This window comes from Bradyrhizobium sp. ORS 86, assembly GCF_045571475.1.
Lineage (GTDB): Bacteria > Pseudomonadota > Alphaproteobacteria > Rhizobiales > Xanthobacteraceae > Bradyrhizobium.
Map to the genome: position 1 here is coordinate 1 of NZ_CP120699.1, position 25,944 is coordinate 25,944.

The window sequence follows — 25,944 nt, forward strand, 5'->3', positions numbered from 1 at the left end:
ATGACAAACACGGAACAGGAACGCTGGTCGCGGGTGAAGGGGCGGTTGCGGACGAGCGTCGGCGAGGACGTCTATACGAGCTGGTTCGCGCGGATGGATCTGGAAGGTGTCCAGGACGAGAGCGTGCACCTGTCGGTTCCGACCCGGTTCCTGAAGAGCTGGATTCAGGCGCACTACGCCGACCGCGTGCTGACCTGCTGGCAGGCCGAGATGCCCGAAGTGCATCGCATTGACCTCACTGTGCGCTCTGCGATCCGCGCTGCGGCGCCGGTCAAGGAGACGGTCGCGCCGGTCGAGGTGCGTCGTGTCGAACGCTCCGACGGCCGCCCCTCGCCCGAACTGCGCTCGGTTGCGACCGCGCCGGTGTCCGCAAACCATGATGCGCTCGGCGGCTCGCCGCTCGATCCGCGCCTGACCTTCGCAAGCTTCGTCGTCGGCCGCTCCAACACGCTGGCACACGCCGCCGCGCGGCAGGTCGCGGAGGGCCGCCGCGGCGATCCCGTGATGTTCAACCCGCTCTACATTCACGCCGGCGTCGGCCTCGGCAAAACCCATCTCTTGCAGGCGGTGACGTGGGCCGGCAATTCCGGCAGCGAGCGCAAGGTGCTGTATCTCACTGCCGAGAAATTCATGTACGGCTTCGTCGCCGCGCTGAAGACGCAGACAGCGCTTGCCTTCAAAGAGGCGCTGCGTGGCATCGACGTGCTGGTGATCGACGACCTGCAATTCCTGCAGGGCAAGTCGACCCAGGCCGAGTTCTGTCACACGCTGAACGCGCTGATCGACGCCGGCCGCCAGGTGGTGATCGCAGCCGACCGTCCACCATCGGATCTGGAAAGCCTTGACGACCGCGTGCGCTCGCGACTCGCCGGCGGCCTGGTGGTCGAGATGGCTTCGCTTGGCGAAGAGCTGCGCCTCGGCATCCTCAAGTCGCGCGTCGCCGCGGCCCGCGTACACCACGCGAGCTTTGACGTGCCGGACGAGGTGCTCGACTATCTGGCGCGCACCATCACCCACAATGGTCGCGATCTCGAAGGCGCGATCAACCGCCTGCTGGCACACTCCAAGCTCAACAACCAGCCGGTGACGCTGGAGATGGCCGAGCGGGAGGTGCGGGACCTGATCCGCCCGCAGGAACCGAAGCGGATCAAGATCGAGGACATCCAGCGCGTGGTCGCCCGGCAATACAATGTCAGCCGCTCCGACCTCCTGTCGTCCCGCCGCACCGCCAATGTGGTGCGTCCGCGCCAAGTCGCGATGTATCTGGCGAAGACGCTGACCTTGCGCTCGCTGCCCGAGATCGGCCGGCGCTTCGGCGGCCGCGATCACACCACCGTGCTGCACGCCGTGCGCAAGATCGAGGCACTGGTGGCCAAGGATACGGCGCTCTCCGAAGAGGTCGAATCGCTGAAGCGCCAGTTGCAGGAATAGGCCTGCATCCCGCGCCTCGCCCTCCCGTCTTGCGGCGACAGGGCGAGGCTTTTGTGACCCAAAACGTGGGGAACGGGCGCCGTTTCCCTTGCGTCGGCCCGCCATCCGCGCCACCTTGCGGTCCCCCCGTGGGTTTGATCAAATCCGACATTGATCCGGCTTTTCGGGTTTCCAATGCCGCGGCGCTGCCATGAACGGCCGCCCGGCTTTTCCATCTGAGGGATTTGGCGGGTATTGCAATGAAGGTCACCGTCGAGCGCGCGCAACTCCTGAAATCGCTGGGTCACGTTCATCGCGTGGTCGAGCGCCGCAACACCATCCCGATCCTCGGCAACGTGCTGATCCGCGCCGAGGGCGCCAAGTTGTCCCTGAAGGCGACCGACCTCGACCTCGAGGTGACGGAAACGCTGGCCGCCGAGACCGGAACCGCCGGCTCGACCACCGTGCCGGCGCACATGTTCTACGACATCGTCCGCAAGCTGCCCGACGGCTCGCAGATCGTGCTGGAAGCCGACGGCGACCGCTCGGTGCTGGCGGTGCGCGCCGGGCGCTCGCGCTTCACGTTGCAGACGCTGCCCGAAAGCGATTTCCCCGATCTCGCCGCCGGCGACATGACGCACTCGTTCTCGCTGCCGGCCTCCGACATCAAGCGCCTGATCGACCGCACCCAGTTTGCGATCTCGACCGAGGAGACCCGCTACTACCTCAACGGCATCTATCTGCACTCGGCCGGCAGCGCCAAGGCCGCGACCCTGCGCGGCGTCGCCACCGACGGCCACCGCCTGGCGCAGATCGACCTCGCGCTGCCCAACGGCGCGGCCGGCATGCCCGGCGTAATCGTGCCCCGCAAGACCGTGGGCGAAGTGCAGCGGCTGATCGAGGACGGCGAGGCCGAGATCTCAATCGAGCTGTCGCAGGGCAAGATCCGCTTCTCGCTCGGCAATGTGGTGCTGACCTCGAAGCTGATCGATGGCACCTTCCCGGACTACGGCCGCGTCATTCCGCAGAACAACGACAAGGAACTCGTCGTCGACAAGAAGGATTTCGAGGCCGCCGTCGACCGCGTCTCGACCATTTCCAGCGAGCGCGGCCGCGCTGTGAAGCTCGCGCTCTCCGCCGGCAAGCTGGTGCTCTCGGTCACCAACCCGGACTCCGGCAGTGCGACCGAAGAGCTCGAGGTCGAATACGCTTCCGACGCACTCGATATCGGCTTCAACTCGCGCTATCTGCTCGACATCGCCGCCCAGATCGAGGGCGAGGTGGCGGTGCTGAAGCTCGCCGATCCCGGCTCGCCGACCCTGGTGCAGGACCGCGACAACAAGGGCGCGCTCTACGTGCTGATGCCGATGCGGGTGTGATTCATCTCTCGTCATGGCCGGGCTTGACCCGGCCATCCATCACATAAGATGACCTATTGGGTGTACATCCTCGCTAGCAAGCCCGGCGGAACCCTGTATGTCGGCGTGACCAACAATCTGATCCGGCGCATCTACGAGCACCGCGAAGGTCTGGCTGAGGGCTTTACAAAGAAGTACGGCGTCAAGACGCTCGTTTACTTTGAAGTACACGAAACGATCGCTGCCGCACTTCAACGCGAGAAAAATATCAAACACTGGTCTCGTGAGTGGAAGATTGATCTGATTGTTGCGGGCAATCCCGGGTGGCGAGATCTATATGATGAAATTGTCCGCTGAGGCGGACGATGGATTGCCGGGTCAAGCCCGGCAATGACAGAGTACACATGACCCCGTCCCGCATTCATCGCCTGTCGCTGACGCATTTCCGCAATTACCGGGCGGCGACGTTGGCTGCGCGGGGCGACATGGTGGTGCTGGTCGGGCCGAACGGCGCCGGCAAGACCAATTGCCTGGAGGCGATCTCGCTCCTGTCGCCCGGCCGCGGCCTGCGCCGCGCCACGCTGGAGGACATCGCCGACAACCAGGGCAATGGTTCCTGGGCGGTGTCGGCGGAGGTCGAGGGCGCACTTGGGCTCGCAACGCTCGGCACCGGGATCGATGCACCTGGCGGCGACGGCAGCTCCACCAGCCGGCGCTGCCGGATCGATCGCGAGCCGGTGAGTTCCGCGACCGCTTTCGGCGATCATCTGCGCATCGTGTGGCTGACGCCGGCGATGGACGGCCTGTTCATGGGCGCGGCGTCCGAACGCCGGCGCTTCTTCGATCGCCTGGTGCTCGCGATCGATTCCGAACATTCCAGCCGTGTCTCGGCGCTGGAGCGCTCGCTGCGCTCGCGCAACCGGCTGCTCGAGGTGCGCAACTACGACGACCATTGGTGTGATGCGATCGAACGCGAGACCGCCGAACTTGCGGTCGCGGTTGCCGCATCGCGCGGCCAGACCGCGGCGAAGCTCGCCGTGATGCTGCGCGAGCGCGGGGCGGCGTCGGCCTTCCCCTCGGCCGAGATCGCGCTTGACGGCTGGATGGAGAATGCGCTGCTGCAGGAGCCTGCGACCGCGGTGGAGGACCGCTACCGCGAGATGTTGCGCGCCAACCGCCCGCGAGACGCCGCCGCCGGACGCACGCTCGATGGCCCGCATCTGACGGATCTGCAGGTGGTCTACGCGCCAAAGAGCATGCCGGCGCGCGACGCCTCGACCGGCGAGCAGAAGGCGCTCTTGATCGGGCTGGTGCTGGCGCACGCGACGATGGTCGCGGAGATGACCGGCATCGTGCCGCTGCTGCTGCTCGACGAGGTCGTCGCGCATCTCGATCCCAACCGGCGCAAGGCACTGTTCGACGAGCTCGCCAAGCTCGGCGCGCAGGTCTGGATGACCGGCGCCGATCCGTTAGCCTTCGTCGACATCGGCCCGACCGGCGAGATCTTCGACGTCGAATCCGGCCGCGCCACCCGCCGCGGCTGAGGCCTCGAATCGGCCTCCGCGGAGCACCGAAATCCGCCTCCGAATCGGGCTTTTCAGAGCCTTCGGAATCGGCTCTGAACGGGCTTGAAAGAGCATCAAAAAATCCTATTTATTCAGTAACTTGCAGATGGAGACTTTGCGCTAGGCGCAATGCTTCTTTCATGGCACAAATAGCGTAATCAGCGCCCCACATTGCGCCGCTGATTCGGGACATTCCTCGAAGGCCTCACATGACAGAACCTGCCCGGCAGACCCCTGCCGAATCTGAGCATCCCATTTCCGTCGAATACGGTGCGGAATCGATCCGGGTGCTGAAGGGGCTCGATGCCGTACGCAAGCGGCCCGGCATGTATATCGGCGACACCGATGACGGGTCCGGCCTGCATCACATGGTCTACGAGGTCGTCGACAACGCGATCGACGAGGCGCTGGCGGGCCATGCCAGCCGCGTCCTGGTCACCCTCAACGCCGACAATTCGGTGACCGTGTACGACGATGGGCGCGGCATTCCGGTCGACATCCACAAGGGCGAAGGCGTCTCGGCGGCCGAGGTCATCATGACCCAGCTCCATGCCGGCGGAAAGTTCGACCAGAATTCCTACAAGGTCTCCGGCGGTCTGCACGGCGTCGGCGTCTCCGTGGTCAACGCTCTGTCCAGCAAGCTTGCGCTGCGTATCTGGCGCGACGGCAAGGAGCATTACATCGAGTTCGCCCACGGCGATGCCGTCGCACCGCTCCGCGTGGTCGGCGAAGCACCGGGCAAACGCGGCACCGAAGTCACATTCCTCGCCTCGGTCGAGACCTTCAAGAACATCGAGTATGATTTCGCGACGCTCGAGCACCGCCTGCGCGAGCTCGCCTTCCTCAACTCCGGCGTCAACATCGTGCTCTCCGACATGCGCCATGCGGTCGAGAAGCGCGAGGAGATGCATTATTCCGGCGGCGTCGAGGAATTCGTCAAATATCTCGACCGCAACAAGAAGGCGATCGTGCCGGCGCCGATCATGGTGCGCTCGGAAGCCAACGGCATCGGTGTCGAGGCGGCGCTGTGGTGGAACGACAGCTACCACGAGAACGTGCTGTGCTTCACCAACAACATCCCGCAGCGTGACGGCGGCACCCATCTGGCCGGCTTCCGCGGCGCGCTGACGCGCCAGGTCAACGGCTATGCTGACGCCAATGCGAAGAAGGAAAAGATCGCGCTGACCGGCGACGATTGCCGCGAAGGCCTCACCGCGGTGCTGTCGGTGAAGGTGCCCGATCCGAAGTTCTCCTCGCAGACCAAGGACAAGCTGGTGTCCTCGGAAGTGCGACCGGTGGTCGAGAACGTCCTGAACGAGGCGCTCGCGGCCTGGTTCGAGGAGAATCCGAAGGAAGCCAAGGAAATCGTCGGCAAGGTGATCCAGGCCGCCGCCGCGCGCGAGGCCGCCCGCAAGGCGCGCGAATTGACGCGCAAGAGCCCGCTCAGTGTCTCCTCGCTGCCCGGCAAGCTCGCCGACTGCCAGGAAAAGGATCCGGCGAAATCCGAACTGTTCATCGTCGAGGGCGACTCGGCCGGCGGCAGCGCCAAGCAGGGCCGCAACCGCGAGTTCCAGGCGGTGCTGCCGCTGCGTGGCAAGATTCTCAACGTCGAGCGGGTCCGCCCCGACAAGATGCTGTCGAGCGAGCAGATCGGCACGCTGATCACTGCGCTCGGCACCGGCATCAGCGACGATTTCTCGATCGACAAGCTGCGCTATCACAAGATTATCGTGATGACCGACGCCGACGTCGACGGCGCCCACATCCGCACGCTGCTGTTGACCTTCTTCTACCGGCAGATGCGCGACATCATCGACGGCGGCTATCTCTATATCGCGCAGCCGCCGCTCTATAAGGTCTCGCGCGGCAAGTCCGAGCAATACCTGAAGGACGAGCGTGCGCTCGAGGACTATCTGATCTCGACCGGGCTCGACGAATGCGTGTTCAAGCCGGCCTCCGGTGACGACCGCTCTGGCCGCGACCTGTTGTCGCTGATTGAAGACGCTCGCGTCATCCGCTCGGTGCTGCGCAATCTGCATAGCAGATACAATCGCGCGGTGATCGAGCAAGCCGCAATCGCAGGCGTGCTGAACCCGAAGATCACCCGCGATATCGAGACCGCCAAATCGGCTGCTGACTACATCGCCAAGCGGCTGGACGCATTGGCTGAAGAAGTCGAGCGCGGCTGGATCGGTGACTTCATCGAAGGTCAGGGTTTCCAATTCGAGCGCACGATACGCGGCGTCAAGGAAGTGGCGATCATCGACGCCGCGTTCCTTGGCTCGGCGGATGCGCGAAAGCTCGACGAATATGCCAAGGAGCTGCAAGAGATTTATGTGCGTGCGGGCAAGCTCCGCCGCAAGGATACCGAGCAAGCCATCCACGGCCCGGTCGACCTGTTCGAGGCTGTGACCGACGCCGCGCGCAAGGGCGTGACGCTGCAACGCTATAAAGGTCTCGGCGAGATGAACCCGGACCAGCTCTGGGAAACCACGCTCGACGTCGAGGCGCGTTCGCTGCTGCAGGTGAAGGTCAAGGAGGTCGACGAGGCCGACGATATCTTCACCAAACTGATGGGCGACGTGGTAGAACCGCGCCGCGAGTTCATCCAGGACAATTCGCTCAGCGCCAACATCGACATCTGAGGGAGCCTGTTTCCGCGTGCCGCCAATTCAATACATTGTAGAGGGCGGCCGCCGGCTCTCCGGCACCATTGAGCCGTCCGGCAACAAGAACTCCGCGCTGCCGATCATCGCCGCGGCGCTGCTCACCGAGCACCCGGTCACGCTGACCAACGTTCCGCGCATCCGCGACACCGAAACGCTGGTCGAGCTGTGCCGGTCGGTTGGCGCTGCCGCCGAATGGACCGACCGCAACACGCTCCATATTCACGCCAAGGAGATCCGCGCCGCCGACCTCGATCCGGAGCTATGCGCGAGCATCCGCGCCTCGATCCTGCTCGCCGGTCCCTTGCTGGCCCGCTGCGGCGAGGTGGCATTGCCGCCGCCCGGCGGTGATGTGATCGGCCGCCGCCGCCTCGACACGCATTTCCTCGCCTTCGAGCAGCTCGGCGCCTCCGTCACCGCGACGCACCGGCTCGAGTTCCGCGCCTCGCGGCTGAAGGGCGCCGACGTGTTCCTCGACGAGCCCAGCGTCACTGCCACCGAGAACGCGCTGGTGGCCGCCGTGGCCGCCCGCGGCACCACCTATCTGCGCAACGCGGCTTCCGAGCCGCATGTGCAGGACCTCGCGCATTTCCTGGTCGCGCTTGGCGCCAAGATCGAGGGCATCGGCACCAACACCATCATCGTGCACGGGCCGGCGACGCTCGGCAGCGCCACCTACGCGATCCAGCCCGACCATATCGAGGTCGGATCGCTGATCGGGCTCGCCGCGGTGACGCGATCGCCGCTGCGGATCGCGCGCGCCGGCGTCGAGCATCTGCGCTCGATCCGGATGGGCTTCGAGCGACTCGGCATCGTCTGCGGCGTCGAGGGCGACGATCTCATCGTGCCGTCCGGCCAGACCATGAAGATCCACGACGATTTCGGCGGCCACGTGCCGAAGCTCGAGGACCAGCCCTGGCCGGCGTTCCCGGCGGACCTGATGTCGATCGCGATCGTCACCGCGACCCAGTGCGACGGCGTCATCCTGATGCACGAGAAGATGTTCGAATCCCGGATGTTCTTCGTCGACATGCTGATCGCGATGGGTGGACGGATCGTGCTGTGCGATCCGCATCGCGCAATTGTCGCGGGTCCGAGCCGGCTGCGCGGCGCCCCGATCACCTCGCCCGACATCCGCGCCGGCATGGCGATGCTGCTCGCCGCGATCTGCGCCGAGGGGACATCGACCATCAACAACGCCGTCCAGATCGAGCGCGGCTATGAGCGGATCGAGGAGCGGCTGAACGCGCTCGGCGCCCGGATCAAGCGGATTCCCGCGCGATCGTGACCTGCTGCGGCAGCCTGGCCATCCTTTTGGCCCGCTTGCCGTGCTAAGCGTTCCGCCATGACCTGCATCGACAAGATCGAACCGGCCGCGCCGCACGCGGCCGTCGCCGTCTCCAGGGCGGCACTTGCCGTCCCGAGCAACCTGCTTGCGGCCGAGTTCTCGGAAACGCTCAAGCTGGCGGTGCCGCTTGCGCTGACGCAGCTCGGCCAGATCGCGATGATGTCGACCGATCTCGCCTTCATCGGACGTCTGGGCAGCGAGGCCGTGGCGGCCGCCGCGCTGGCGCACACCGTGTTCTTTGTCAGCTTTACCTTCGGCATGGGGCTGGTCTCGGCGGTCTCCCCGCTGGCGGCGCAGGCGTTCGGGGCGCGTGATCCGCATGTGATGCGGCGCGCGCTGCGTGTCGGCATGTGGGCAGCGCTGTTCATGGCGCTGCCGCTGATGTTCCTGCCCTTCCACGGCGAGAGCATCTTGCTCGCGCTCGGCCAGGCGCCGGCGGCCGCGCATCTGGCCCAGCACTATCTGTTCGGGCTCGCCTGGGGCATCCTGCCGGCGCTGTGGTTCATCGCGCTGCGCGGCTTCATGAGCGCGGTGAACCGGCCCGAGCCGGTGCTGTGGGTCACACTGGCCGCGATCCCGGCCAACGCGCTGCTGGTCTACCTGTTGCTCTACGGCAAATGGGGCATGCCCGAATTGGGCCTGTTCGGCGCGGGGCTGGCCACAACCACCGTCAACCTCGGGATGTTCCTCGCCGGCGTGTGGTTCGCCGTGCGCCGCCGGCCGTTCCGGAAATACCATGTGTTCAGCCGGATCTGGCGGATCGACTGGCCGCTGATGGGCAAGCTGGTGGCGATCGGCACGCCGATCTCGCTGTCATTCCTGCTAGAATACGGCATGTTCGGCGCCGCCGGCCTCCTGATGGGGCTGATCAGCACCACGGCGCTTGCGGCACACCAGATCGCGCTGCAGATCGCCGCGATCCTGTTCATGGTCCCGTTCGGCGTCGGCATGGCGGCAACGGTGCGGGTCGGCCACGCGGTCGGCCGTCGCGATCCGGACGGATTGCGCCGTGCGGGCTATGTCGCGGTCGCGCTCAGCGGCACCTTCATGAGCGTCATGACGCTCGCGGTGATCCTGGCGCGCTTCGAAATCGCGACGATCTTTCTCGGCGAGGCCACCGACGCCACCGCCCAGCTCACCGCGATGCTGCTTCTGATCGGCGCGACCTTCTTCATCGCCGACGGCGTCCAGACCACCACCGCCGGTGCGCTGCGCGGCATGAACGACACCCAGGTGCCGCTCCTGTTCGCCACCATCAGCTACTGGCTGGTCGGGTTCGCGTCGGCCTATGCCCTCGCGTTTTGGGCCGAGCTCGGCGCGACCGGCGTCTGGATCGGGCTGTCGCTCGGGACCGCTGTCTATGCGACCCTCCTGATCTTGCGTTTCCGCCTGCTGGCACGCAGACTGCTCAAATGAAGGTCGCCGAGGTCACGCCGAACGTGGATTCCGCTACGCTGCTCGCGGGCGCGCAGTTCATCGACGCGTTCCAGATCGCGACCACGCATCCCGATCTGGATGCGCGGCATGCGGCCGAGGCGATGGTGACGCGGCAGCCACGCTGGATCGAGCTGCTGATCGCTCTGCGCAACATCCTGGTCGCGCCGCTTGGCCTGAAGACGTCGGGTGCGGCAGATGGCGTGGCACGGGACATGATCGGAATATTCCCGGTCGTGAGCGAGACGCCGGACCGGCTGGTCGCCGGGTTCAACGACAAGCACCTCGATTTCCGGCTCGTCGTCGACGTCGCAGCGGCAGGCGCTGCGCGCAGTGTCACGGCAACCACGCTGGTGCTCACCCACAATTGGCTCGGGCGCACCTATCTCGCGGTGATCATGCCGTTCCACCGCCTGATCGTGCCGGCGATGTTGCGCAAGATCGGAGCCTAACTCGAGACATCCCTCGACCTCTGCTTCTCGTTCGGTTGGTGTCGACCTCCCGGCTCTGGCGCCTGGAGGGCAAGAGCCTCACTCGCCGCGAGCCATGATACGAAGTCATTGCGCGCTTTTCTCCTGGGTGTCCTGGCTCGCGCACCAATTGCCGTGGCAGCGCTTGAGGTCGGTCAGGTTCTGTCGCATCTGCTCCAGCGAGAAGCCGAGCGCGAAAAACCGCTCCACGGCGTCGACCGGCAGGCCGCGGATCATGCCATCCCGGCGCAGCGCGGCGACCGCGGCGCTGTAGGCCTGTAGCGCAGCCTCGACCGCCGCCATGTCGGCCGAGCCACGGCCGGCGCGCAAGGAGCTCGCGACCGCTTTCATGTAGCTGACGATCGCGTCGCTCACCTCCGCCAACGGCCGCGCCAGCCGCGCCTGGATTTCCGCCGGTAGCGGCACGACGCTGGCGCGCCCGATCATCACGACGTCGTGCCGCAGCCGCTGCATCGTCCGTAGCAGCGGCCCGGTCTCCGGCCCCGACGACAGATGCATGGTGCGCTCGCGCTCGGCCTCCAGGCCAGTCGCCTGCAGATTGGTCACCGCAACGCCGATTCCGTCCTGGATCCGGTGCAATGCGTCATTGTCGAGACCGCGCGTCAGGCCTGCGAGCAGTTCGGCGAACGCCGCCGCGAGCAGCTCCAGCAGCTTCGATGCATTGACCCGGATCTGGCTCACCGCGCGCGACGGCAGCACCAGGAACGACACCGCAAGCCCGGTCAGCGCTCCGACCGTGACCTCGACGACGCGGTCGATCGCGGAGTCCAGCGGGTTGGATTGGTGCATGGTGGGAAGCAACAGCACGATCACGGCCGTTACCGTCGCCGAGTTCAGGCTCGGATTGAGCGAGGCGATGAAGGCGAGCGGCACGATCGCGAGCACCAGCAGCGCCAGCAGGCTGCCCTCGCCGCTATGGGGAATCAGCACCGCGATCGCGCCGCCATAGATGGCGCCGCCGATGGTGCCGAGCATGTAGTCGCGCGTCGCCTTCAGCGAGCGGCCGACACTCATCTGGGTGACGATCAGCGAGGTCAGCACCGCCCACAACGGCAGCAGGAGATGCAATGCAGCCGCGATCGCATAGGCTGCCACCCCGGCGGCCGCGATCCGCACCGCCAGCGCCAACTGCGTCTTGCGGGCCCAAAGCCGGTCGAACATGCGTTTTGCGAAGGTCCTCATGCACGGCGATCCGGAATCAATCCCAACGTTCGTGTTAAGTGACTTCGAGCATGGCTGCTGCCCTGGGGCTGCGAGGCGGCTTGAAAGCCCGAACCGCGCCGCCTACCCTTGCGCCGCAAGATTGAGGAAACACGATGGCCCACGAAACCGCAACGCTTGCCGCCTATGTCGCCGAGCTGAAATATTCCGACATCCCTCCGGAGGTGTTGGAGCGCGCCAAGGTACTGACGCTGGACTTCCTCGGCAGCATCATCCGTGCCCGCCGCGATGCGGAATCGACGCCGTCGCTGATGAAGATGCTGGAAGCGCTGGCGCTCGACGGCAAGGGCGAGGCCACCGTGTTCGGCGACACCAAGACCTGGACCCCAGCGGTCGCAGCATTGCTCAACGGTGCACTCGGCCATTCGCTCGACTTCGACGACACCCATGCCGATTCCTCGCTGCATCCGAGCGCGCCGGTGGTCCCGGCGGCATTCGCGGTCGGCGAGATGGTCGGCGCCTCCGGCCGCGACGTGCTGACCGCGATCGTCGCGGGCTATGAGGTGTGCTGCCGGCTTGGCAACGCACTCGACCCGACCTCGCATTATGCCAAGGGGTTTCACCCGACCGCGACCGCCGGCACCTATGGCGCCGCGGCGGCGGCCGCCAAGCTGTTTGGCCTGTCGAAGGAGCAGATCATCTCGGCGTTCGGCGTGTCCGGCAGCCAGGCCGCCGGCTCGCTCCAGTTCCTGGTCAACGGCGCCTGGAACAAGCGCTACCAGGTCGGCGCCGCCGCGATGAACGGCGTGATCGCCGCGACACTGGCGCGCAACGACTTCATCGGCTCGACCGACTCGGTCGAGGGCAAGCACGGCCTTTTGGTCGGCTACAGCGACAACGCCCATCCGGACAAGGCGGTCGCCGGCCTCGGCCGCACCTACGAGACCATGAAGATCGGCGTGAAGCCGTATCCGAGCTGCCGCTACACCCATGCCGCGATCGACGCGCTGATCGCGATGCGGCGCGAGCACAATCTGACCCCGGACCAGGTCAGGAAGGTGGAGATCGGCCTGCACCGCAACGGCATCACCCTGACCGGCGACGCCGCCACCAAGCGGCACCCGACCTCGATCGTCGGCGGCCAGTTCTCGATGTTCTTCACCGGCGCCATTGCGCTCGACCAGGGCAGCTTCGGCTGGGACGACTATGACCGGCTCGGTGATGCGGCGATCGACGCGCTCGCCGACAAGTTCGCTGTGGTGCAGGACGACCGCCTGGAGATCGGCCGCACCCACCCGTTCGGCGCCCGCGTCTCGATCACCACCGACGACGGCACCCATGAGCGCCTCTACGCCGATCCGTCCGGCGAGCCGACCTCGTTCCCCGACGCGCAGGCGATGCAGCAGAAGTTTTTGACGCTGGCCCGCCCGGTGCTCGACAAGCGCGCCGAGCAGCTCGCCGACGCGATCCTGACGCTGGAGCGGTTCGATCGCGTCGAGAAGGCGACGCAGTTGGGGCGGCAGTAACACATCCGCTGCCAGGGCGAAGGTCGGAATGCCCCCGGAGAAGCCCTTAGGCTGAAGATGTCAAACAGGCGGTGTCATCACCCGCGAAGGCGGGTGATCCAGTATTCCAGAGACGCGGTGCTTGAGCCGAGAGGCCGCGGCGTACTGGATGCCTCGCCTTCACGGGGCATGACAACGGACAGGATGTGCATTCGTGTTCTCGCGGCGCGTTGCGTCCGAGGTTTTCGTCGCCCCTCAGGCGGGTGAGATGGCGCGCATTAGACCGCTGAGTTGGGTGAATCGCGAAGCGGAAATTTACCTGTCGAGTTAACTTGTCGCAGGCGGTGCGTTCAATCCTGTCCCGCGAGCTTCGCCTTGCCGGACGTCGCTGCAACGACGTCGTGCACCAGATCGAACACGCCGTCCGCCTCTGGCGGTGCATTCGGCGAGCGGCCGAGGCGAACGATGACGAGATGCTCCGACGGCACGACGATCACATACTGCCCGATCGTGCCCTTGGCGAAGAAGGCATCGCGCGGCCAACCGTGCGCGACGCGATAGGAGGCGCCGAAGCTGTCGCCGCGATCGGTCCAAAAGCCGGCGCCATAGCCGACCCATGCATTCGGCGTCGGCGACGCGGAGTATGTCACCCAGCCTTCGGGCAGGATGCGCTTGCCGCCGGCCATGCCGTCGTCGAGATAGAGCTGGCCGAAGCGCGCCCAGTCGCGCGCGCTGGCAAGCATCTGGCTCGATCCTTCCGGCGTCCCCGCACTGTCGAACTCGAGAACCACGTTGCGCATGCCGAGCGGGCCGAACAGCTCGCGGCGCGCAAAGCGCATGACATCGGCAGCATGGCCGCCGGCCGCGTTGCGGATCAGATGCGAGAGAATAACGAAATTGCCGTCGTGATAATTCCAGACTTGCCCAGGCACGCTCGCGAGCGGAATGCTTTCGGCATAACGGGCCATGTCCGATTCCACGAACTTCATCCGGTTGACCGGCTCGAGCGCCGATGCCAGCGAGGTCTGCAACGAGCTGCCGAGCGCGAGCCCCGCAGTGTGACGCAAAAGCTGATCGACCGTAATCGCATGTCGCGGATCGTCAGGATGCCAGGCCGCGATCGGGACCGGATGATCCAGCGACAGCTTGTGGTCGCGGACCAGGATTCCCGTCAGCGCCGAGATCACCGACTTGGTCGCGGAGAAGCCGAGCAGCGGCGTATCGATGCCGACGCCGTCGGCGTAGCGCTCGGCGATGACGCGGCCGTCCTTCAGCACGACGATCGCGCGGGTGTGGCGGAACGGCGGCTCGGCGGGCTCAGCGAAGGCACGGTCCAGCGCGGCCGCAAGCTGCGGGCTCTGCGGCGCCACGACGGAAGGCCCGGCGATCTCGGGCAGCGATGCGGCTTGCGGCGCCGCGGGCGACAGCGGCCCGTCGGCGAATGCATCGCCATGATCGAGGGTGCAGCCGAGCCCTTCGCGATAGACCGCATGGCTGCGGCCGAGGCCGAACAGCGTCACGGTGACATCCTTGCTGACGCGGTCGACCTGGTAGTCCATCGCCCAGGTGATCAGGCTCGACCCCGGCATCGCCTCCGTGGTCTCGGAGAAAATCCGCGCCGGCTCGAGCCCGGTCACGAAGGTTTCGGAGCAGAGCACGTTGGCGACAAACCCGGTCGCGACATCGGGCACGTCGCGGGCGCGCGCGGCGGAGAAGGCCAGCGCACCGAGCGCGGTGGCGCCGGCAAGGGTGAGAATGAGCTTTCGACGGGTCACGTGATCCTCCGCATGGCGCGATGGGCGCGTGGCCGGGATCAGGCAGTAGCGGGCACGGACACGCTCGCCGGATTTGGAAATCGGGCTGGCCGGAAGTTGGCGACGGCTGGCCGATTCTGGAATTATGGAGTGATTACAATGCGCGTGGCCGCAAGCTGCACGCCTCCTTCGTGAGGCGAGCTCGGCGCTCAGGCTCCCTCCCCCCTTGTGGGGGGAGGGCTGGGGAGAGGGGTAAGCCCCGGGGCGAAACAGTGGATGCGAGCATCGTCGTCGCAAATTGCCTTCGCATTGTTGTTGGTCGTTTGAGAGAGCGCGTCGTGTGGCACCCCTCTCCCTAACCCTCCCCCACAAGGGGGGAGGGAACCCTGCCGCCAGTGCCTCCCCTTACGCAGGTCCGGGTGAAGGCTGCACCCTCAGCCGCCGGTATTCGGTCGGCGTCACACCGGTGGTCGCCTTGAAGGCGCGGTTGAAGGGGCCGAGCGATTGGAAGCCGGCGTCCATGGCGATGGTGATGACGGGGACTTCGGCCTGCTCCGGATCGGCGAGCGCGGCCTTGGCTTCCTCGATCCGATGATTGTTGAGGAAGACGTTGAAGTTGCGGTAGCCGAGCCGCTGGTTGATCAGCCGCCGCAGCCGGTGTTCGGGGATCTTCAGCCGGTTCGCCAGCGTGCCGATGGTGATGTTGTCGTGGCGGTAGATGCGCTCGTCCGCCATCAGCCGCATCAGGGCGTCGACCAGCTTCTGGTCGGCCGCGTCCTCCACCGCAGCCGGCGGCGCGTTGGCTGTGAACGCCTCCACCGCTGCGGCAAACAGATCGGCAGCATCGACGCGCATCATTGCGTAAGCGATCGCCGCCACGATACCCGCCAGCACGGCGGCGTTGATCGCGTTGGCCCAGTCCGCGGCGACACCGCTGCCGGCGATCGCGATCTGCAACAGCGCGTTCAGCCCGCCATAAAGCGCCGCGGCCGCGACGATGAAGACACGCACGCGGCGCCGGCGCTCGACGAGGTCCGCCGACCACGACGCAAACGTCTGCACCACCGCCAGCGTAATGAAGCCGAGCACAATGAGATTGATCGTAACGATCGCGGCCGGCGCATGGCCACCAGGCGCGATCCAGAGGCAGTTGACCAGGCTGAACGCCGATACCGCCGCCCAGATCAGGCCGTGCCAGGGGCGCAGGGCGAACGCATCATCGAACAGTGCCCGCGTGAGCAGCCAGAACACCACGATATTGCCGGTCGACAACGCGATCAGCGGGGCAGGCCAGGCCGAGCTCTGCAATGGCGCGGCACCGATCGAAGCGGTGACCGCATGCGCCGCCGAGCCGAGCGCAAAGGCAATGGCGAGCCGCCCGGCGAGGACTTTGCGGAAATCCGAGAATAGCAAGGCCGCAAGCACCAGCAGCAGCGCCACGGTGGCGCTGCGCAGGCAGAGTTCAAAGGCGGCCAACGTCATTGGTCGAGGTGATCTCCAGGGATGAGCCGAACAATCGTCGCTTGGCCGAAGTTTTTCAAGCCGGATCGCGGCGCCAGTGTTCGCGTGTCGTCACCCAGATATCGACGATCTCGTCTTCGAGCTCGCCCGGCCCCTCGTTCACGGCTCCGAGCCGCCGTGCCACGGCCTGCGAGGCTACGTTGACCGGATCGATGCAATGGATGATGCGATCGATCGTGAAGCTGGCGAACACCCAGTCGATCGCGGCGCGCGCCGCCTCCACGGCATAGCCCTGGCCGCGATACTCCCTGGCGATGCCCCAGCCGACCTCGAAGCCGGGCCAGCCCGGCGGATAGTAAGGGCCGACGCGGCCGATGTAGCGGGCGGAGGACTTTTCCTCGACCGCGAACATGCCGAAGCCGTGCAGCGCCCAGTGCCCGGCAATCACGGCCGCGTTGCGCCAGCCATTGGTTTCCGACGTCACCGGCTTGTGGTTGGGCGTGATGAAGCGCGCCGTTTCGGGATCGGACAACATCCGCGTGTTCGCCGCGATATCGGACGCGCGCCACGGCCGCAGGATCAGGCGCGCGGTCTCGATCACGGGACCATCGACCTGCAACAGCTTCACACCGGGCTTGAACAGAGAAACCATCGCTCACCCCAGTTTCCAAGATTGCTCTCGCCGATATCGCACGTGACAAGCAAATAGACCATCATGACCGCGCCGCGATCGGCGCGACGCGGCGATCAAATCCTGTTACGATCGCCGTACCAGAGAAGGAGTTTTTCCATGAGCTGGCTTCCCGACCTCGACCCTATGCTCGGCGATCCCAAGACCTGCGACGCGCTGGATCTCGTCATCGTGCCGCGCACCCGCGATCTCGGCGACGGCTTTGCCGTGCGCCGCGCGTTGCCGCACGGCAAGCGGCAGATGGTCGGACCCTTCATCTTCTTCGATCATTTCGGGCCGGTGCAGTATCTCGCCGGCAAGGGCATGGACGTGCGGCCGCATCCGCATATCGGGCTCGCCACCGTCACCTACCTGTTTGACGGCAGCATCATGCATCGCGACAGCGAGGGCAATGTCCAGGAGATCCAGCCCGGTGCGATGAACCTGATGACCGCCGGCCGCGGCATCGCGCATTCCGAGCGCACACCGGACGTACAGCGCCGCGACGGCCAGAAGATGCTGGGCCTGCAGAGCTGGATCGCGCTGCCTGCGGCTAAGGAGGAGATCGCGCCGTCGTTCCAGCATTATGCCGCCGGCGATCTGCCGATGATCTCGGAGCGCGACTTCAACGCGCGCATCATCGCCGGCTCGGCATTCGGCATCACCTCGCCGGTCAACATGGTCTCGCCGTGGTTCTACACCGAGGTGACGGCGAACGCCGGCACGTCGGTGCCGCTCGATCCCGATCATGAGGAGCGCGCGATCTACCTTGTCGACGGCGAGGTCGAGATCGCGAACGAGCGCTACGAGGGGCCGCGGCTGCTGATCTTCCGGCCCGGCGACCGCATCACGGTAAAGACACTGCAGCCGACCCGCATGATGTTCCTGGGCGGCGACGCACTGGAGGGGCCGCGCCACATCTGGTGGAATTTCGTTTCCTCCTCGAAGGAGCGGATCGAGCAGGCCAAACAGGACTGGAAAACCGGCCGCTTCGCGCCGGTTCCGCAGGAACACGAGTTCATTCCGCTGCCGGAGTGAGCTATCTCCTGAGGTCATCCCCACGCCCGCGCGATGCGCGGGCGTGCTGCCTCAAAGAAGACCACGCCTAGAAAGCTCACACCCATGACCGCGATGCTCTCCAGCGATTTGCCTCTGCCCCGGATCGGCCGCGGCAAAGTGCGTGATATCTATGCCGTCGGTGACGACCGCGTGCTGCTGCTCACCACCGACCGCATCTCGGCGTTCGACGTGGTGATGGCGGAGACCATCCCGATGAAAGGCGCGGTGCTGACCCAGATCAGCGCCTGGTGGTTCCGGCAGCTCGAAGGCACTGTGCCGCACCACATGATCAGCGCCGATGCCGACGAGATCATCCGCGCGGTGCCCGCGCTGAAGAACCATCGCGCCGACATCCTGGGCCGCGCGATGCTGTGCAAGCGCACGACCGTGTTTCCGATCGAATGCGTGATCCGCGGCTACATCTCCGGCTCGGCCTGGAAGGAATACGCCGCGCACGGCACGCTCGCGGGCGAGAAGCTGCCGGCGGGCCTGGTCGAGAACCAGAAGCTCGAACCCGCGATCTTCAGCCCGGCAACCAAGGCCGAGGCCGGCCATGACGAGAACATCACGGTGGCGAAGGTGCGCGAGATCGTGGGGAGCGAGGTTGCGGCGACGCTGGAGAAGATGGCGCGCGACGTCTACGGCTACGGCGAGACGACCAGCCGCGCCCGCGGCATCATCATCGCGGATACCAAATTCGAGTTCGGCCGCGACAAGGACGGCCGCGTCATCCTGATCGACGAGGTGATGACGCCGGACTCTTCGCGCTTCTGGGCGGTCGACGCCTACAAGCCCGGCCAGCCGCAGCCGAGCTTCGACAAGCAGCCGCTGCGCGACTATCTCGACGCCGAGCGCCGCGCCGGCCGCTGGAACGGCGACGCCCCCGCGCCGCCGCTGCCTGCAAGCGTGGTGGATGCCACCAGCAAGCGCTACCTCGAAGCTTACAAGCGCGTGACGGGGAGCGAGCTGAAGGCTTAGGTGATTGCTGGGGCGGTCCGCAGGACCGGACCTCAGGCGCGCAATTGCGCACCTGAGTTAGATGCTGCGATGACGTCAGGCCGGCATGCTGCCGACTTGTGCATCAGACGCCGGCCATCATCACGTATTTGATCTCGACATACTCTTCCATGCCGTGACGAGAGCCTTCGCGGCCGAGCCCGCTTTCCTTCACGCCGCCGAAGGGAGCGACTTCGGTGGTGATCAGGCCGGAGTTGACGCCGACCATGCCGGACTCCAGCGCCTCGGCGACGCGCCAGACGCGGCCGATGTCGCGCGAATAGAAGTAGGAGGCGAGACCGAACGGCGAGGCGTTGCACATCGCGATCACGTCGGCCTCGTCCTTGAAGCGGATCACCGGCGCGAGCGGCCCGAAGGTTTCCTCACGCGCCACCAGCGCGTCCGGCTTCACGCCCGACAGCACGGTCGGCTCGAAGAAGCTACGGCCGAGCGCGGCGCGCTTGCCGCCGGTCACGATGGTGGCGCCGCCCTTCACCGCGTCCGCGATGTGCCGCTCGACCTTCTCGACCGCTTCCATGTTGATAAGCGGCCCCTGCACCACGCCGGCTTCCGTGCCGTCGCCGATCTTCATCTCGGCGACCTTCTTCGACAGCTTCTGCACGAACTCGTCGTAGATCTTGTCCTGCGCGTAGAGCCGATTGGCGCAGACGCAGGTCTGGCCCATGTTGCGGTACTTGGAAACGATCGCGCCCTCGACGGCGGCGTCGATATCGGCATCGTCGAACACCACGAAGGGCGCGTTGCCGCCGAGCTCGAGGCCGAGCTTCTTCACGCCGACCGACGCCTGCCGGTAGAGGATCTTGCCAACCTCGGTCGAGCCGGTGAAGCCGACAAAGCGCACCGCTGGATGCTCGCACAGCACCTTGCCGATCGGCGGCGCGTCGCCGGTGATGATGTTGAATACGCCCTTCGGCACGCCGGCCTTCTCGGCCAGCGCGGCAAGCGCGAGCGCGGACAGCGGCGTCTCGTTGGCGGGCTTCAGCACCACCGTGCAGCCCGCGGCCAACGCCGGCGACACCTTGCGCGTGATCATCGAGTTCGGGAAATTCCACGGTGTGATCGCGCCGCAAACGCCGATCGGCTGCCTGATCGCCAGCAATCGGGCGTCCGGCCGTTGCGTCGGAATGGTCTCGCCATAGACGCGACGCGCCTCCTCGGCGAAGAATTCGACATAGGCCGCGCCGATATCGACCTCGCCAAGAGCTTCGGCCAGCGGCTTGCCCTGCTCGGAGGTCAGGATCAGCGCGAGATCCTCGCGATTGGCGACGATCAGGTCGAACCACTTGCGCAAGATATTGGAGCGCTGCTTGGCGGTCAGCTTGGCCCAGGCTGGAAATGCGCGCTCGGCGGCCTCGACCGCCTTGGTCGCATCGGCCGCGCTGAGCTGCGGGATCTTGATCAGTTCCGCGCCGGTGGCCGGATTGTTGACCGCAAACTCCGGCGTACCGACCCAGGCGCCATCGATATAGCAGCGGTCGCGCAGCAGCGACGGATCCTTCAGCCGGTCGCGAAGGGATGCTGCGGATTGCGAAGCGCGTGCGGCAACGGGCGGGGTCATGGCGTTACTCCTCAAGGTCCTGGAGGGTCAATGTCCGGAGGGGATTCGCCGTCTATATAGGTCGAAATGCACCGCAATGCATTGTCCGCGACGCGGCTCTGCTTATGCGCAAATGCGGTGCTGAGTTCGCGCTCATTTGAGGCTGTTGCTCGTCATTCCGGGATGGTCCGAAGGACCAGACCTCAGATGCGCAATTGCGCACCGGGGAATCTCGAGATTCCGGGTTCGCATCTTTGATGCGCCCCGGAATGACAACTCGTGGGAGCTCACGCCGCGCCGCTCATATAGGTCTCACGACGGCCGATCATGCGCTGGGCCGCAGCCTTGGCAGCCGCCTTGGTCGAGGTTGCGCAGGTGCGATATTCGAGATCGGCCTGCGCCTTGGTATCGCGCCGGCCAAACCAGGATTTCGAGCCGGCCTGCAACAGCGACAACGCCTGCGCGACATTATCGACCGCCTCGAACGAGTGCAGTGCACCGGTAGCTGCGTAGCGGACTTCATAGAGGCCGGGGCTGATCGGCGCCTCGATATTCTCACCACGGCCGGGCCGCGGATAGCGCTTCCATTCACTCCACGTCGAAATCATTATCGCGTCCCCGCAAACTTGAAAATCACGACCATTTTTTCCTCAAATCAACGATACAGTCCGCGCTGTTTGTACAGCGATGTGAATGCGTTAATGCAAAAAATCGGAAAGGGAAATCTGCCTCGCGATCACGTTGCCGTGGGGCGCGCTGCGACCGGTCGCCAAGGTTGCAGCAACGGCCGCCACAATATCTCCGCGCGTGCTGAACGTGATTTCGTGTAGCGCCCGCGCAAGGCGGCTCCCACCTGGCGACCATCACGAGATCGCGACGTCATGGCCGCGCGCCCGCCTTGCAGGGGTCCAAAAGCGGGAGGATGATCCCGGCACTCCAAAACAATAACCCACCGGAGGAACATCCCAATGCAAGGCAAGGCTCAGATCGATCAGCTTCTGCGTCAGAAGAGCGACGCAAAGGAGATACCCGGTGTTGTCGCGGTCGCGGCAACCGGCAGCGACGTGATCTATCAGGGCGCGTTCGGTAAACGCGACCTGTCCAAGGACGATGCCATGACCACCGACAGCGTGTTCTGGATCGCCTCGATGACCAAGGCCGTGACATCAGCGGGCGCGATGCAGCTCGTCGAGCAGGGCAAGCTGTCGCTCGATGAGCCGATCGGCAAGCTGCTGCCCGACCTCGCCGCACCGCAAGTCCTGGAAGGCTTCGACGCCAACGGCGAGCCGAAGCTGCGGCCGGCCAAGGGGCCGATCACGCTGCGCAAGCTCATGACCCACACCGCCGGCTTCTGCTACGATCTGTGGAACGCTGACATGGGGAAATATCTGGAGAAGACCGGCACGCCCGGGATCATCTCCTGCCTGAATGCCGCGCTGAAGACGCCGCTCGCGAGCGATCCGGGCACGCGCTGGGAATACGGCATCAATATCGACTTCGTCGGCAAGGCCGTGGAAGCTGCATCGGGCAAGAAGCTCGATGCATACTTGCATGACAATATGTTCGCGCCGCTCGGCATGAGCGACACCGCCTTCAAGATCACGGACAATATGCGCAAGCGGCTGGTCGGCATGCACGCGCGGGGTGAGGACGGAGCGCTGGCGGCGATGCCGTTCGAGCTCGAGCAGAATCCGGAATTCCACATGGGTGGCGGCGGGCTGTATTCGACCGCGGCCGACTACATCAAGTTCTGCCAGATGATCCTCAACAAGGGCAAAGGCAACGGCAACCAGCTCCTGAAGCCCGAGACCGTTGCGATGATGGCGCAGAACCAGATGGGCGATCTCACCGTCGGCAAGATGACGACGGCGGCGCCGCCGTACACCAACGATGTCGACCTCTATCCCGACATGGTGAAGAAGTGGGGCTTGAGCTTCCTCATCAACACCGCCAAGACGCCGGAAGGCCGCAGCGCCGGCAGCCTCGCCTGGGCGGGCCTCGCCAACACCTATTACTGGATCGACCCGGAGCGCGATGTCTGCGGCGTGATCTTGATGCAGGTGCTGCCGTTCGCCGACAAGCACTGCCTGGAAGCCTTCGCGGGCTTCGAGAGCGGCATCTATGCCGGGCTCGATGTCGATAGCGGGCAGAAGGCGGCTTGAGGCCGGCTTGAAGAGCTCCCGCAGCGGAGCCTCCTCCCTCTCCCCGTTCTTACGGGGAGAGGTGAAGCGGAACCCGCCGCCCGTTTTCGATCGAATGCCCAAACGCGAAGAGAAATCTTTCAATACCCGCCATAGGTCGGGCGTGTCCGGGCGGCGCCAAGAGTCTAAGATCGCGCAAAACGCGACGTGAACCGCGATCTGGAGGAGGACAGTCTTGGCACCAAGGGCGGACAGTTATGTTTGCGGCGTTTCCGATACGCCGCTGCTCGGCGAAACCATCGGCCGCAGCCTCGACCGCGCACGCGAGCGCTGGGGCAACCGGGAGGCGCTGGTCTCCCCCAGCCACAATGTGCGCTGGACCTGGAACGAATTCGCCGAGCGTGTCGAGGCGCTGGCCGCGGGCTTCCTCGCCCTCGGGCTGGAGCGCGGCGAGCGGATCGGCATCTGGTCGCTGAACCGGCCGGAATGGGCGCTGACGCAATTTGCCGCGGCGAAGGCTGGGCTGATCCTCGTCACCATCAATCCGGCCTATCGCCTGACCGAGCTCGAATTCGCGCTTGGCAAGGTCGGATGCGCCGCCATCGTGACGGCGACGGCATTCAAGACCTCGGCCTATATGGAGATGCTAAACACGCTGCTGCCCGAGCTCGCGCGCTCCGAGCCCGGCCGGCTGCAATCGGCACGGTTGCCGAAGTTGCGCGCGGTGATCCAGATCGGCGGCCCGGCTGCATCAGGCGCGATCCCATTCGAGGAGGTGGCCCGCATGGGCGGACCGCGCCATCGCGAACAGCTCGCGGCGCTGGCCGAGAGCCTGCAATTCGACGATCCCGTCAACATCCAGTTCACCAGCGGCACCACCGGCTCGCCCAAGGGCGTGACGCTGACCCACCACAACATCCTCAACAACGGCTACTTCGTCGGCCGCGCCATGCGCCTGACCGAGCAGGATCGCCTCTGCATCCCCGTGCCGCTCTATCACTGCTTCGGCATGGTGATGGGCAGCCTTGCTGCCGTCACGCTCGGCACCACCATGGTCTATCCTGGCGAAGGATTCGATCCGCTGGCGACGCTGACGACCCTTGCGCAGGAGAAGTGTACCGCGGTGTACGGCGTGCCGACCATGTTCATCGCCGAGCTCGATCATCCCGAGTTCTCGCGCTTCGATCTGTCGTCGCTGCGCACCGGCATCATGGCCGGCGCGCCCTGCCCGATCGAGGTGATGAAGCGCGTCAACACCGAGATGAACATGCGCGAGGTGACGATCGCCTACGGCATGACCGAGACCAGCCCGGTGAGCTTCCAGAGCGCGACCGACGATCCGCTGGAGCGCCGCGTCTCGACCGTCGGACGCATCCTTCCGCATGTCGAGGTCAAGATCGTCGATCTCGATGGCAAGGTGGTGCCGCGCGGCGAACGCGGCGAGCTATGCACCCGCGGCTACAGCGTCATGCTCGGCTACTGGGACGAGAAGGAGAAGACATCGGAGGTGCTCGACGCCAGCGGCTGGATGCACACCGGTGATCTCGCGGTGATCGACGACGAGGGTTATTGCAACATCGTCGGCCGCATCAAGGACATGGTGATCCGCGGCGGCGAGAACCTCTATCCAAGAGAGATCGAGGAATTTCTCTACCGCCATCCGAAGATCCAGGATGTGCAGATCTTCGGCGTCGCCGACGACCGCTATGGCGAGGAGCTGTGCGCCTGGGTTCGCGTGCGGGCCGGCGAGACGCTCACCGCGGACGAAGTGCGCGCCTTCTGCCAGGGCCAGATCGCCCACAACAAGATTCCGCGCTACGTCGAGTTCGTCGACGAATTCCCGATGACGGTGACCGGCAAGATCCAGAAGTTCGTGATGCGCGAGACGGTCGAGGCGCGGCTCGGGCTGAAGGCCGCGAAGACGGCGTGAGCCTTTCGTCTCCCTCCCCGCTTGCGGGCGGGGCTATCGCATAGGCCGCCTTGGGCGGCTGCGCACATACTCGGCCTAGTGGTTCGAGACGCGCCGCAAGCGGCGCTCCTCACCATGAGGGTCTACTAGTGTGCCGCAAAACAAGACCTCATCCTGAGGAGCCCGCCAAAGGTGGGCGTCTCGAAGGATGGCCGCAGAGTGCTTTTCTCCCAAATCGATTGCCCTACCCGCGAGCGGAAGAGGCGAAGGACGATGAGCCCCTACACCAACAAGCCCTTCTGCTGTGCCAGCTCCTTCAGCGACACCAGCGGGCGCGCGCCGATGTGCTGGATCACTTCGGCGGCGGCGAGCGCGCCGAGCCGGCCGGCATTTTCATAGCCGGCGTTGCGCACGAGACCGACCAGGAAGCCGGCGGCGAACAGGTCGCCGGCGCCGGTGGTGTCGACCAGCCGGTCGATCGGATAGGCCGGTGCTGCGGTGACGCCATCCTTCGACACCACGACGCAGCCCTTCTCGCTGCGGGTGACGACGCCGAGCTTGATGTCCTTGCCGAACTGCTGCAACGCCGTGTCGAAGTCCGAGGTCTGGTACAGCGAGTGCAGCTCAGCCTCGTTGGCGAACACGAGGTCCACCGTGCCCTTGCGCATCAGCTCGAGGAACTCGTCGCGATAGCGATCGACGCAGAACGAATCCGACAGCGTCAGCGCGACCTGGCGGCCCGCGCCATGCGCGATCGTCGCCGCCTTGACGAAGGCCTCCTTGGCGTTCTTCGGATCCCAGAGATAGCCCTCGAGATAGATGATGCTTGCCGCTTCGATCTGTGCCGGATCGATGTCGTCCGGCGTCAGGTCCTGCGCCGCACCGAGATAGGTGTTCATGGTGCGCTCGCCGTCCGGCGTCACCAGGATGTAGGAGCAGCCGGTGGCGGGCCCGGCCGTGGCCGGCCTGGTGTCGAAGGCCACGCCGGCGGCGCGGATGTCGTGGATGTAGAGCTCGCCGATTTGGTCGTCCTTGACCTTGCCGACATAGGCCGCGCGCGCGCCGAGATTGCCGACGCCGACGATGGTGTTGGCAGCGGAGCCGCCCGACATCTCGGTCGCCTGGCCCATGTCGCTGTAGATCGCGGTGGCGCAGGCTTCGTCGATCAGTTGCATCGAGCCCTTGGTCATGCCGTGACGGGCGAGGAATGCCTCGTCGGTCTGCACCAGCACGTCAAAGATCGCGTTGCCGATCCCGAGAACGTCATATTTTGCGTCAGCCATTGACCTGCCCTGTTTCGGCCATCCAAGAAGGCTGCGGCCTATCACGTTAGCACCTCGGCCAGCAAGGGACGCCACCCTGTTCGTTCCGTCGTCCTGAGGAGCGCGGAACGCGCGTCTCGAAGGATGCACGGCCCTACTCTGGCCGATTCATCCTTCGAGGCTCGCTCCGCTCGCA

20 protein-coding genes are annotated in these 25,944 nt (G+C 65.6%); 13 read left to right on the plus strand and 7 right to left on the minus strand.

Features of this window, described 5'->3' with window-relative positions:
* From dnaA to P6U25_RS00040, 8 genes are all read left to right on the plus strand, one after another.
* Window positions 1–1,431 carry a chromosomal replication initiator protein DnaA gene (gene dnaA, locus P6U25_RS00005; RefSeq protein WP_407149403.1) on the plus strand — a complete coding sequence of 477 codons (1,431 nt, stop codon included), beginning with the start codon at window positions 1–3 and terminating at the stop codon, window positions 1,429–1,431.
* A gap of 239 nt (window positions 1,432–1,670) precedes the next feature.
* Window positions 1,671–2,789 (plus strand): DNA polymerase III subunit beta, encoded by a 1,119-nt coding sequence (dnaN, locus tag P6U25_RS00010; RefSeq protein ID WP_407149404.1) that lies wholly within the window; start codon window positions 1,671–1,673, stop codon window positions 2,787–2,789.
* A 48-nt stretch (window positions 2,790–2,837) separates the two neighbouring features.
* Window positions 2,838–3,125: a GIY-YIG nuclease family protein gene (locus P6U25_RS00015; RefSeq protein WP_407149405.1), complete on the plus strand. Its 288-nt coding sequence runs from the start codon at window positions 2,838–2,840 to the stop codon at window positions 3,123–3,125.
* Between the two features lie 47 nt (window positions 3,126–3,172).
* Complete coding sequence (recF, locus tag P6U25_RS00020) at window positions 3,173–4,312, plus strand: DNA replication/repair protein RecF (RefSeq protein ID WP_407149406.1); 1,140 nt, start codon at window positions 3,173–3,175, stop codon at window positions 4,310–4,312.
* Window positions 4,313–4,542: 230 nt separating this feature from the next.
* Complete coding sequence (gene gyrB, locus P6U25_RS00025) at window positions 4,543–6,978, plus strand: DNA topoisomerase (ATP-hydrolyzing) subunit B (RefSeq protein ID WP_407149407.1); 2,436 nt, start codon at window positions 4,543–4,545, stop codon at window positions 6,976–6,978.
* 16 nt (window positions 6,979–6,994) lie between these two features.
* Window positions 6,995–8,287: a UDP-N-acetylglucosamine 1-carboxyvinyltransferase gene (gene murA, locus P6U25_RS00030; RefSeq protein WP_407149408.1), complete on the plus strand. Its 1,293-nt coding sequence runs from the start codon at window positions 6,995–6,997 to the stop codon at window positions 8,285–8,287.
* 57 nt (window positions 8,288–8,344) lie between these two features.
* On the plus strand, window positions 8,345–9,763 hold the full coding sequence (locus tag P6U25_RS00035) for an MATE family efflux transporter (protein ID WP_407149409.1): 1,419 nt from the start codon (window positions 8,345–8,347) through the stop codon (window positions 9,761–9,763).
* Window positions 9,760–10,233, plus strand: a complete 474-nt coding sequence (locus P6U25_RS00040) for a DUF2867 domain-containing protein (protein ID WP_407149410.1) — start codon at window positions 9,760–9,762, stop codon at window positions 10,231–10,233. Before P6U25_RS00035 ends, P6U25_RS00040 begins: the two co-directional genes overlap by 4 nt.
* Window positions 10,234–10,338: 105 nt before the next feature.
* Here the strand turns inward: P6U25_RS00040 and P6U25_RS00045 are convergent, their stop codons facing one another.
* A complete protein-coding gene (locus P6U25_RS00045; RefSeq protein ID WP_407149411.1) occupies window positions 10,339–11,454 on the minus strand; it encodes an FUSC family protein in 1,116 nt (371 codons plus the stop codon).
* 134 nt (window positions 11,455–11,588) lie between these two features.
* Between P6U25_RS00045 and P6U25_RS00050 the strand changes: the two genes are divergently transcribed.
* Entirely contained in the window at window positions 11,589–12,959 is a 1,371-nt protein-coding gene (locus P6U25_RS00050; protein WP_407149412.1) for an MmgE/PrpD family protein, read from the plus strand.
* Between the two features lie 329 nt (window positions 12,960–13,288).
* On the opposite strand, the gene P6U25_RS00055 is transcribed toward P6U25_RS00050, so the two are convergent.
* From P6U25_RS00055 to P6U25_RS00065, 3 genes are all read right to left on the minus strand, one after another.
* Window positions 13,289–14,713, minus strand: coding sequence for a serine hydrolase domain-containing protein (locus P6U25_RS00055; RefSeq protein ID WP_407149413.1), 1,425 nt, complete (start codon window positions 14,711–14,713; stop codon window positions 13,289–13,291).
* 384 nt (window positions 14,714–15,097) lie between these two features.
* A complete protein-coding gene (locus P6U25_RS00060; protein ID WP_407149414.1) occupies window positions 15,098–16,174 on the minus strand; it encodes a helix-turn-helix domain-containing protein in 1,077 nt (358 codons plus the stop codon).
* Between the two features lie 55 nt (window positions 16,175–16,229).
* The gene (locus P6U25_RS00065) at window positions 16,230–16,805 is read right to left on the minus strand and encodes a GNAT family N-acetyltransferase (protein ID WP_407149415.1); all 576 of its coding nucleotides are present in this window, start codon (window positions 16,803–16,805) and stop codon (window positions 16,230–16,232) included.
* Window positions 16,806–16,943: 138 nt separating this feature from the next.
* On the opposite strand from P6U25_RS00065, the gene P6U25_RS00070 reads away from it, so the two are divergent.
* Window positions 16,944–17,861, plus strand: a complete 918-nt coding sequence (locus tag P6U25_RS00070) for a pirin family protein (RefSeq protein WP_407149416.1) — start codon at window positions 16,944–16,946, stop codon at window positions 17,859–17,861.
* 84 nt (window positions 17,862–17,945) lie between these two features.
* A complete protein-coding gene (locus P6U25_RS00075; protein WP_407149417.1) occupies window positions 17,946–18,860 on the plus strand; it encodes a phosphoribosylaminoimidazolesuccinocarboxamide synthase in 915 nt (304 codons plus the stop codon).
* 103 nt (window positions 18,861–18,963) lie between these two features.
* Here the strand turns inward: P6U25_RS00075 and P6U25_RS00080 are convergent, their stop codons facing one another.
* Entirely contained in the window at window positions 18,964–20,457 is a 1,494-nt protein-coding gene (locus tag P6U25_RS00080) for an NAD-dependent succinate-semialdehyde dehydrogenase (protein ID WP_407149418.1), read from the minus strand.
* 266 nt (window positions 20,458–20,723) lie between these two features.
* Window positions 20,724–21,044, minus strand: a complete 321-nt coding sequence (locus P6U25_RS00085; RefSeq protein WP_407149419.1) for a hypothetical protein — start codon at window positions 21,042–21,044, stop codon at window positions 20,724–20,726.
* Window positions 21,045–21,404: 360 nt separating this feature from the next.
* On the opposite strand from P6U25_RS00085, the gene P6U25_RS00090 reads away from it, so the two are divergent.
* Together P6U25_RS00090 and P6U25_RS00095 are read left to right on the plus strand one after the other, a co-directional pair.
* The gene (locus P6U25_RS00090; RefSeq protein ID WP_407149420.1) at window positions 21,405–22,598 is read left to right on the plus strand and encodes a serine hydrolase domain-containing protein; all 1,194 of its coding nucleotides are present in this window, start codon (window positions 21,405–21,407) and stop codon (window positions 22,596–22,598) included.
* Between the two features lie 214 nt (window positions 22,599–22,812).
* Window positions 22,813–24,507 carry an AMP-binding protein gene (locus P6U25_RS00095; protein ID WP_407149421.1) on the plus strand — a complete coding sequence of 565 codons (1,695 nt, stop codon included), beginning with the start codon at window positions 22,813–22,815 and terminating at the stop codon, window positions 24,505–24,507.
* Between the two features lie 260 nt (window positions 24,508–24,767).
* Here P6U25_RS00095 and P6U25_RS00100 read toward each other — a convergent pair whose 3' ends face one another.
* Complete coding sequence (locus P6U25_RS00100; protein WP_407149422.1) at window positions 24,768–25,769, minus strand: adenosine kinase; 1,002 nt, start codon at window positions 25,767–25,769, stop codon at window positions 24,768–24,770.
* Window positions 25,770–25,944 lie beyond the last annotated feature (175 nt).